2 protein-coding genes are annotated in these 11199 nt (G+C 71.5%); both read left to right on the top strand.

All coding sequences use genetic code 11. The features are described 5' to 3' along the window. The first annotated feature begins 228 nt into the window (after positions 1–228). The gene (locus tag ACIQPR_RS43170; RefSeq protein ID WP_403661112.1) at positions 229–1446 is read left to right on the top strand and encodes a cytochrome P450; all 1218 of its coding nucleotides are present in this window, start codon (positions 229–231) and stop codon (positions 1444–1446) included. Between the two features lie 313 nt (positions 1447–1759). Next, the gene (locus ACIQPR_RS43165) at positions 1760–11152 is read left to right on the top strand and encodes a type I polyketide synthase (protein ID WP_403661109.1); all 9393 of its coding nucleotides are present in this window, start codon (positions 1760–1762) and stop codon (positions 11150–11152) included. Positions 11153–11199 lie beyond the last annotated feature (47 nt).

The raw sequence follows: 11199 nt of genomic DNA, 5'->3' as shown, positions 1-11199 counted from the left end.
AGATCGAGGACACCCTGGCCCGTTACACCGCGGCCGACATCGAGATCTACGGCAAGGTCATGGCCGAGTTCCAAGAACGCTTCGCCGCCCAGTGACAAGGGCCTAACGCTTCGCCGCCCAGTGACCAGGGCCTGACGCCGGCCCCGCCCGGCCCGCCCCGGCGCTCCGCCGCACCACCGCCCTCGGCCCCACCACCACCGTGAACCAGGCAACTTGAGGAGTCATCGCATGGACGCCAACGAGATTCTGGGGGAACTGCTCACCCCCGAGGGCCGCGACAACCCCTATCCCCACTACGCCGCTGCGCACGGCCTGGGCCCCGTCGCCCCGCTCGGCGACCAGCTGTGGATGGTCCCCGGCTACGACGCGATCAACCAGACGCTCCGCGCGACCGAGTTCGGCCCCTGGGACGACCGCTACAACCGGCTGTTCACCGCCGCCGAATGGAAACTGCACCCCTCGGTGATCGCCCTCACCAACAGCATCCTGGACACCAACCCGCCCGACCACACCCGCATGCGCGACGTGATGGCCCGGGCCTTCAGCGCCCGCCGGGTCGCCGCCCTCGAACCCATGATCAGGACCATAGCCAGGGACCTCCTCGACGAGATGGCCGACGCCACCTCGGACGGCTCCTCCGTCGACTTCATGGACCGCTTCGCCTTCAACCTCTCCGTCGGCGTGGTCGGTGAACTCTTCGGCATGCCCAAGGAGGACTGGCCGCGGTTCAAGCAGCTCGCCAACGACTGGACCCTGGTCTTCGAGGTCACCCCGACCGAAGAGGACACCGCCATCGCCGACACGGCCTACGCGGAGTTCGAGAAGTACTTCCAGGACCTGGTCGCCAAGCGCCGCAGCGACCCCGGCGACGACCTCGTCAGCGCCGTCGTACAGATCACCGACCAGGAGAACGCGCCGCTGACCGCCGAGGAACTCGTCTGCAACCTCGGTGTCGTGCTGGCCGCCGGCATCGAGACCACGACCCACATCTTCGGCAACGGGCTCAACCTCCTCTTCCAGCACCCGGACGTCGCCGCCGGACTGCACGCCAAGGAGATCGAGGCCGACAACTTCGTCGAGGAGGTGCTGCGCTTCGACTCGCCCGTCCAGCTCATCGCCCGCGTCGCCCGCGAGGACGCCGAGATCGCCGGCACCCGCATCCCGATGGGCGAATGGGCCCTCCTCGCACTCGGCGCCGGCAACCGCGACCCCAAGCGGTACAAGGACCCCGACCGCTTCGACCCGACCCGCACCGCCATCCAGCCGGTGTCGATGGGCGCGGGCATCCACCACTGCCTCGGCGCCCCCCTCGCCCGCCTTGAGGGCACCGTCGCCTTCACCGAACTGCTCGAACGGTTCCCGAACATCGCACCGGCCGGCGAGCCCACCCGCCGCGACCGCCTCACCATCCGCGGCTACGAGAACCTGCCCGTGACCCTCAACTGACCTGCCGGGCGCGGCACCCGCCCCCTTCGGGTGCCGCGCCCGACGAGCCGCACGCGGCGGCCGGCCCACCGGGCGGCCCGACCGGCCGCACCCCCGAACCGCCCCCGGCTCCCGCCCCGGCACCACGCCGGGTCCGACACCGCCCGCCCCTCCCACGGCGCCCGCCACCCACTCCCGCAGAGCCCCGCCCGGGAGCCGGCCCACCCTCCGCCGCGGCATCGCACACACCGGACAACCGCAGCCGCCCCCGCCGTCCCGGCGGGACGGCGCCCCTTGTCAGACATGGCCTCGTCGGACCTCTGTGGAGATAGTGATGACTGAATCCCTCACCGGCAGCGGACCGGAAATCGCCATCGTCGGCATCTCCTGCCGGCTCCCGGGAGCCTCCACCCCCGAGGAACTCTGGGAACTCCTCCTCGACGGCCGCCACGCCATCGAGAAGGCGTCCGACAGGAACCGGACAGCGGGACCGGGCGGAGCCGACTGGCCGGGCGGATTCATCGACGACATCGCCGAGTTCGACGCCGCGTTCTTCGGCGTCTCACCGAACGAGGCCGCGGCCATGGACCCGCAGCAGCGCCTCATGCTGGAGCTGTGCTGGGAGGCACTGGAGGACGCGGGCATCGTCCCCGCCCACCTCGCGGGCAGCCGCGCCGGCGTCTTCGCCGCCAGTATCGCCAGCGACTACGCCACCCTCATGGCCCGCGGCCAGGGAGACATCTCCCGCTACACACTCACCGGCCTCAACCGCGGCATCATCGCCAACCGCGTCTCCTACACCCTGGGCCTGCGCGGACCGAGCCTGACGGTGGACTCCGCGCAGTCCTCCTCCCTCGTCTCCGTCCACCTGGCCGCCGAGAGCATCCGCCGCGGCGAGACCGACCTGGCTCTCGCGGGCGGGGTCAACCTCATGCTGGACCCGGGCAGCACCGCCATGACGGAACAGTTCAACGCCCTTTCCCCCGACGGGCGTTGCTACACCTTCGACGCCCGCGCCAATGGCTTCGTCCGCGGCGAGGGCGGCGCCGTCGTCGTCCTCAAGGCGGCCGACCGGGCCCGCGCCGACGGAGACCACATCTACGGGCTCGTCCTGGGCGGCGCCGTCAACAACGACGGCCTCACCGACGGCCTCACCGTCCCCAGCGAGCAGGCACAGCGCGACGTCATACGACGCGCCGTCCACGCGGCCGGCGTGAGCCCCCACGCCATCCAGTACGTCGAACTGCACGGCACCGGCACCAAGGTCGGCGACCCCATCGAAGCGGCGGCCCTGGGCGCCGCCCTCGGCACGGACCGACCCAAGACCAAGCCCCTGCACGTCGGCTCCCTCAAGACCAACATCGGCCACCTCGAAGGCGCGTCCGGCATCGCCGGACTGCTGAAGGTGCTCCTCAGCATCGAACACCGCCATGTCCCGGCCAGCCTCAACTTCCAGACCCCCCACCCCGCGATCCCGCTCGCCGAACTCGGCCTGAGCGTACGCACCGAACAGGGCCCCTGGCCCGACGAGGAACGCCAACTCGTCGCGGGCGTCAGCTCGTTCGGCATGGGCGGCACCAACTGCCACCTCGTCGTCGCCGAACCGCCCGCAGCCGCGCCGAGCACCACGGCGACCGTCCCCGCCGACCACATCGCCGCACACGCCTGGCCGCTGTCCGCCCGCACCGCACCCGCACTGCGGGCCCAGGCCGGCCGACTGCGCGCACACGTCGAGGCACGGCCCGGCGTCCCCACCGCCGAGACCGGCCTGTCCCTCGCCACCACACGCCAGACCTTCGAGCAGCGCGCGGTCGTCCTCGGCGACGGCCACGCCGAGTTCCGCTCCGGCCTCAAGGCCCTCGAAGCGGGCGACCCCGCGGCCAACGTCGTGGAAGGCACCGCGCGCGCCGTCGGCCGCACGGTCTTCGTCTTCCCCGGACAGGGATCGCAGTGGCCGGACATGGCCCGCGAACTCCTCGACACCTCACCCGTCTTCGCCCAGCACCTCACCGACTGCGCCCAGGCACTGGCCGAGTACCAGGACTGGTCCGTCATCGACGTCGTCCGCGGACTGCCCGGAGCCCCCTCACTGGACCAGGGCCACGTCGTCCAGCCGGCACTGTTCGCCGTGATGGTCTCCCTCGCCCGCCTCTGGCAGGCCCAGGGCGTCACCCCGCACGCCGTCATCGGACACTCCCAGGGCGAGATCGCCGCCGCGCACATCGCCGGCGCCCTCTCCCTCTCCGACGCCGCCGCCGTCGTCGCGCTGCGCGGCCAGGCACTCAAGGCGGTCGCCGGACTCGGCGGAATGGTGTCGGTCGCCGAACCGGTCGACGTGGTCCGCCGCCGCCTCACCGCCTACACCGGCCTCCTCGGCGTCGGCGCGGTGAACGGCCCCCACAGCACCGTGGTCTCCGGAGACCCCGGCGCCCTCGCGGAACTGCTCGCCGCCTGCCGCGCCGACGGCGTCCGCGTCCGCGAGGTCCCCATCGACTACGCCTCGCACTCCCCGCAGGTCGACGTCATCGAGGACGACCTCCTACGACTCCTCGGCTCGATCCGCTTCCGGCGCTCGGACCTGGCCTTCTACTCGACGGTCACCGGCGGCCTCCTCGACACCGCCGAACTGACCGGCGCCTACTGGTTCCGCAACCTCCGCCAGAGCGTCGAGTTCGAGTCGGCCGTCCGGGCCGCCCTGGCCGACGGCCACCGCGCCTTCGTCGAGACCAGCCCGCACCCCGGACTCGTCGGCAGCATCGGCGAGACCCTGCGCGCCGCGGACATCACCGAATCACTCGTCACCGGGACCCTGCGCCGAGGCCACGGCAGCCTCCGGCACTTCCTCACCTCGGTCGCCCAGTACCACGCGCAGGGCGGCCCACTCCACTGGCGACCGGCCCCGGACACCGCACACCGCACCGGCCTCCCGACCTACGCCTTCCAGCGCGAGCGCCACTGGTTCGGCGCCCCGGACACCGCGGACGCCCGGCCCGACACCCCGGCGGGAACGGTCCCGCCCTCGCCGACCACCCCCGCACGGCCCGCCGCCGAACCCGTCGCCCACGCCGAGGACCTGGTGGGCCTCGTCCAGAAGGCGACCGCCATCACCCTCGGCCACGCGACCCCCGACGCCGTCGACGTCACCCGCACCTTCAAGGACCTCGGACTCGACTCCGGCGCCGCCCTCGAACTGCGCGGCAGGCTCGCCGCCGCCACCGGCCTCGAACTCAGCGACACACTCGTCTTCGCCCACCCGACCCCCGACGCGCTCGCCCGCCACCTCCGCACCGAACTGTCCGGAGACACGGCCCCCGACACCCCGGCCGACGAACCCTCCACGAGCACCGAACCCCTCGCGATCGTCGGCATGGCCTGCCACTACCCCGGCGACGCCAACTCCCCCGACGCCCTGTGGAGTCTGGTCGCCGAAGGCCGCGACGCGATCGGCGAGTTCCCCGTCAACCGAGGCTGGGACCTGACGACCCTCTACGACCCGGCCCGCGCCCGCTCCGGCACGTCGTACACCAGGAACGGCGGATTCCTCTACGACGCCGACGAGTTCGACCCCGGCTTCTTCGGCATCAGCCCCCGCGAAGCCACCGCCATGGACCCCCAACAACGCCTCCTCCTCGAAACGTCCTGGCAGGCACTGGAGGACGCCGGCATCGACCCCACCACGCTGCGCGGCGGCCAGGTCGGCGTGTTCACCGGCGCCATGTCCCAGGACTACGGCCCCAGGCTGCACGAACAGGCGGACGGCTACGACGGCTACCTCCTGACCGGCAACAGCCCGAGCGTCGCCTCCGGCCGCGTCGCCTACACCCTCGGCCTCCAGGGCCCCGCCGTCACCGTCGACACCGCCTGCTCCTCCTCCCTCGTCGCGATCCACCTGGCCGCACAGGCCCTGCGGGCGGGCGAATGCTCACTGGCCCTGGCCGGCGGCGCCACCGTCATGGCCGGCCCCGGCATGTTCGCCGAGTTCAGCCGACAGAGTGGACTCGCACCGGACGGCCGCTGCAAGGCCTTCGCCGCGGCGGCCGACGGAACCGGCTGGGCCGAAGGCGCCGGAGTCGTCGCGATCGAGCGACTGAGCGACGCCGAACGGCACGGCCACCGCGTCCTCGCCGTACTGCGCGGCTCGGCCATCAACCAGGACGGCGCCTCCAACGGCCTCACCGCACCCAACGGTTCGGCCCAGCAACGAGTCATCGGCCAGGCCCTCGCCGCCGCCGGCCTGCGCCCCGACGAGGTCGACGCGGTCGAGGCCCACGGCACCGGAACCCGCCTCGGCGACCCCATCGAGGCCGAAGCACTACTGGCCACCTACGGCCAACACCGCGACGCCGAACGACCGTTGTGGCTCGGCTCGATGAAGTCCAACATCGGCCACACCCAGGCCGCCGCAGGCGTGGCCGGCGTCATCAAGATGGTCCAGGCGCTCCGCCACGAGGTGCTGCCGCCGACCCTGCACGTGGACTCCCCGTCCGCACACGTCAATTGGACCTCGGGCGCGGTCAAACTCCTCACCGACGCCCAGCCCTGGCCGGCCGGCGACCACGTCCGCCGCGCGGGCATCTCCTCCTTCGGGATCTCCGGCACCAACGCCCACGTGATCCTGGAAGAGGCCCCGGCGGTCGCGGAGGAGCCCGCGCAGCAGCCCGCGAATACCCTTCCCGCCACCCCCGTACTGCTCTCGGCGAAGGACGAGACGGCGCTGCGGGCCCAGGCGGACCGACTGCGCGAACACCTCGTCGCACGCTCGGAATTGGCCCTGCCGGATGTGGCCTACTCGACGGCGACCACGCGGGCCCACCTGGAACACCGGGCCGTCGTGACGGCCGCGGACCGCGAGGGTCTCCTGGCGGACTTGTCCGGACTGGCTGTGGGTGAGCCGGGTTCGGGTGTGGTGGAGGGTCGAGTGGTGTCGGGGAAGACGGTGTTTGTTTTCCCTGGTCAGGGTGCGCAGTGGGTGGGTATGGCGGTGGAGTTGCTGGATTCTTCTGCGGTGTTTGCGGGGGAGGTGGCGGCGTGTGATGGGGCGCTGGGTCGGTTTGTGGACTGGCGTGTCGAGGATGTGTTGCGTGGGGTGGCGGGTGCGCCGTCGCTGGAACGCGTGGATGTGGTCCAGCCCGTCCTGTTCACGGTGATGGTGGCGTTGGCGGCGTTGTGGCGGTCGTGCGGTGTGGAGCCGGATGTGGTGGTGGGGCATTCGCAGGGGGAGATCGCGGCTGCGTATGTGGCGGGTGGTCTGTCGTTGGAGGATGCGGCGCGGGTGGTGGCGTTGCGGTCGCAGTTGGTGGGTGAGCGGCTGGCGGGTCTGGGCGGGATGGTGTCGGTCGCGTTGCCGGCGGTCGAGGTGGCGGAGCGGATCGGGGAGTTCGGCGGCCGGGTGTCGGTGGCGGCGGTGAACAGTCCGCAGTCGGTGGTGGTGTCGGGGGAGCCGGCCGTGCTGGAGGAGTTGCTGACCCGCTGGGCGGGGGAGGGTGTGCGGGCGCGGCGGGTGCCGGTGGATTACGCGTCGCATTCGGTGCAGGTGGGTGTGTTGGAGGAGGAGTTGCTGCGGGTGCTGGCGTCGTTGGAGCCGATGGCGGGCCGGGTTCCGTTCTATTCGACGGCGCGGGGCGGGTTCGTCGGTACGGAGGTGTTGGACGGCGGGTATTGGTACGCGAATCTGCGGGGTCAGGTCGGTTTCGAGGAGGCCGTGCGGTCGTTGGCGGAGCAGGGGGCGGGGCGTTTCATTGAGGTGTCGCCGCACCCGGTACTCGTCTCCGCCGTCACGGAGACGATCGAAGAGATGGACGGCGGCGAACGCGTCCGCGTCATGGGCTCGTTGCGGCGCGGGCAGGGCGGCCCGGCCCGGTTCGCGACCTCATTGAGCCAAGCACACGTGTCGGGCGCCGGAGTGAACTGGGCCGAGTTCTACGCGGGTTCAGGTGCCCGGCCGGTGGAGCTGCCGAACTACGCGTTCCAACGCTCCCGGTACTGGCTGCCGTTGAGGTCCGGCGGTGCCGATCTCGCGGGGGCCGGGCTGGGCCGGTTGGCGCATCCGATGCTGTCGGCGGCCGTGCGCGTCGGTGACCGCGACGAGTGGGTGTTCACGGGACGTGTCTCGCAGGACGCCCAGCCCTGGACGGTCGATCACGCGGTGTTCGGCATGGTCATCGTTCCCGGCGCGGCGCTGGTGGAGCTGGCGCTCGCGGCGGGCGGCCAGGTCGACTGCCCGGTGGTCGAGGAACTCGTGTTGCAGGTCCCGTTGTTGCTGTCCGAGGGCGAGGTGCTCGACCTCCAGGTCACGGTCGGGGCCCCGGACGAGGACGGCCACCGCGACATCGCGATCTACACCACGCCAGGAGAGACGGAAGGACGCGAAACCGTCCAGCCCACCTGCCATGCGCGTGGTCGGCTCGGTGGGGAGGTGGAGTCGGGTGGGGTGCCGTTCCCGGTGGTGTGGCCGCCGGAGGGTGCTGTGGTGGTGCCGGTGGAGGGGTTGTACGAGCGGTTGGCGGAGGCGGGTTACGAGTACGGTCCGCTTTTCCAGGGGCTTCGGTCGGCCTGGCGCGACGGTGAACTCGTCTATGCGGACGTTGTGTTGCCGGACGAGCCGGTGGGCTCCTCTGCTGGCTTCGGCATCCACCCGGCGCTCCTCGACGCGGCACTCCACGGCAGCCTGCTCGACACGCGCCCCGGTTCCCAGATCGGCCTGCCCTTCTCCTGGTCGGGGATCAGGACCGGGGACGCCTCAGGGCCACTGGCCCGGGTCAGGATCAGCCCTGCGGGAGAGTCCGCGTTCCGCATCGACATGACCGACGACTCAGGCGCCGTGATCGCGGCGGTGGACGCCGTCGCCTTCCGCCCCGTCGACCAGGCACAGCTCGAACGCGCCCAAGGCAACGGTCAGGACAGCCTGTTCACGATGGAATGGGTCCCCGTCCGTCCGGCGGACACGCCCGGACCGATCCAGGTGGCCCTGCTCGGCGAACAGCCCGGCCCCGGGGAACGCTACGCCGACCTCGACGCGCTGCTCGGCGCGGTGGCGGCGGGCGCGTCGGTGCCCGAGGTGGTCGTCGCCGGCGTGGAAGCGGAAACGGCCCCTGGAGACGAGGCACACGAGGCACACGCCGTGGCGGTACGGACGCTGCGCCTGGTGCAGGAGTGGCTGGCCGCCGACGCGCTGTCGCAGTCCCGGCTGGTGCTGGTGACCCGGGGCGCGGTCTCGGTCGGTGAGGAGTCGCCGGACGTGGCGGCAGCTGCGGCCTGGGGTCTGGTGCGCAGCGCCCAGTCCGAACACCTGGGCCGTTTCGTCCTGTTGGACCTCGACCCGGCCGACGACAGCGGCGACGGAGCGGACCCGGACTGGGCCGCGTTCGCCGGTCTCGACGAGTCGCAGATCGCGGTGCGCGAGGGCCGGACGCTGGCCCCGCGACTGACCCGAGCGACGGAATCGACGCTGCCCGAAGGCCCGTGGCGGCTGTCGCCCGTCACGAAGGGCTCGTTGGAGGGCCTGGCGCTGATCCGCTCGGACGCGGACCGTCCGCTGGAGGCACACGAGATCCGGATCGCGGTACGCGCCGCCGGGCTCAACTTCCGTGACGTACTCATCGCGTTGGGCGTGTATCCGGGAGACGCGCCACTCGGCAGCGAGGCGGCGGGAGTCGTCCTGGAGACCGGCTCCGATGTCACGGACCTCGCGCCCGGCGACCGCGTGATGGGTCTCGTCCTTGAGTCGTTCGGTACGGCGGCGGTCGCGGACCGGCGGATGGTCGTGCGGATGCCGGAGGCCTGGTCCTTCGAGCAGGCCGCTGCCGTGCCAGTGGTGTATCTGACCGCGTACTACGGCCTCGTCGAACTCGGTCAACTGTCCGCTGGTGAGCGGGTGTTGGTGCATGCGGCGGCGGGTGGTGTGGGGATGGCGGCGGTGCAGTTGGCCACGCATCTGGGGGCGGAGGTGTATGCGACGGCGAGTCCGTCGAAGTGGGAGGCCGTGAGGGCGCTGGGTGTGCCGGCGGAACGGATCGCGTCCTCGCGGGACTTGGACTTCGCGGAGGTCTTCGCGCGGGTGACGGACGGTGCGGGGATGGATGTGGTGCTGGATGCGTTGGCGGGTGAGTTCGTCGATGCGTCGCTGGGGCTGTTGCCGCGGGGTGGCCGGTTCCTGGAGATGGGCAAGGCCGATATCCGGGATCCGGAGGTGGTGGCTGAGGTTCATCCCGGGGTGGGTTATCGGGCGTTTGATCTGTTCGAGGTGAGTCCGGAGCGGCTCGGGCGGATGCTGGGCGAGATTGTGGGGTTGTTCGGGGCGGGTGTGTTGTCGCATGCGCCGGTGCGGGCGTGGGATGTGCGTCGGTTTGGGGAGGCGTTCCGGTTCCTGCGTGAGGGTCGTAATACGGGCAAGGTGGTGTTCACGGTGCCGGGGCCGGTCGATGTGGACGGCGCGGTGCTGGTCACGGGCGGGACCGGTGGTCTGGGTGCGTTGGTGGCCCGGCACTTGGTGGAGTCGGGTGGTGTCCGGCATCTGGTGCTGGCGTCCCGGCGAGGCTTGGAGGCGCCGGGTGCGGGCGAGTTGGTCGCGGAGCTGGAGGCCGCGGGCGGCCGGGTCCGTGTCGCGGCCTGCGATGTGGCGGACCGCGATCAACTGACTGCTCTGCTCGCCTCGTTGGACGTCCCGCTGTCTGGTGTGGTGCATGCAGCCGGCGTTCTGGACGACGGTGTGGTGACCTCGCTGACGCCCGAGCAGCTCGACCGCGTGATGCGCCCAAAGGTCGACGCGGCCCTGTTGCTCGACGAGCTGACGGCCGGCATGGAGTTGCGGTCGTTCGTGCTGTTCTCGTCGGTCGCAGCGCTCATCGGCAATCCCGGGCAGGGCAACTACGCAGCCGCCAATGCCGTGTTGGACGCCTTGGCGGCGCGGCGGCGGTCGCAGGGACGTGCGGCGGTGTCGCTGGCCTGGGGCCTGTGGGCCGTGGAGACCGGGATGACCGGCGAGCTCGGCAACACCGACCTGACCCGATTGAACAGGCTCGGGCTGCACCCGCTGGCAACGGAGTTGGGGCTGGAGCTGCTGGACGCGGCCCAGCGGGTGGACGCGGCGCTGGTCGCGCCCGTGCAACTCGACCTGGCCTCCATCCGGACGCAGGCCAGGGAAGGAATGGCACCGCCCCTGCTGGCCGGGCTCGTACGGGTCCAGGCACGGCAGACCCGGGCGGCGAGTGCGGGCGGCTCGCTGGCCTCCCGGCTGGCCCAGGTCGGGCCGGACGACTGGGAGCGGGTGACGCTGGACCTGGTAACCGCCCAGGTGGCGGCCGTACTTGGGCACGCGACGGCATCGTCGCTGCATCCGGAGCGGGCGTTCAAGGAACTCGGCTTCGACTCGCTGTCCGCCGTGGAACTGCGCAACCGACTCACCCAGGCGACCGGACTGAAACTCCCGACCACATTGGTCTTCGACCATCCCACCGCGATGGCCGTCACCCGGTACATGATCCCGGTCGCCATGCCCGGAGCCGCGCCGAACGGCAACACCAGCCGCTCGACGGAGGAGAACGAGATCCGGGAAGTACTGACATCGATTCCGATCGGCCGCCTACGGGCGACGGGGCTGCTCGACGCGCTCCTTGAACTGGTGAACAACGCCTCGGAGAACGGCTCTCCGACGGAGGACAGCGCCGCGTCGATCGACGACATGGACGCCGCTGCCCTGATCCGGCTGACCGAAGAGACCGCAGTTTAAGCACAAGCGTTGCAGCTGATCCCCGCTAGGCGTTCGAACCTGGAGGA

Origin of the sequence: Streptomyces sp. NPDC091280, assembly GCF_044768565.1 — a bacterium.
GTDB lineage: Bacteria > Actinomycetota > Actinomycetes > Streptomycetales > Streptomycetaceae > Streptomyces.
The sequence above is the reverse complement of the archived record's forward strand: the minus strand, read 5'-3'. Positions and strand labels throughout refer to the sequence as shown.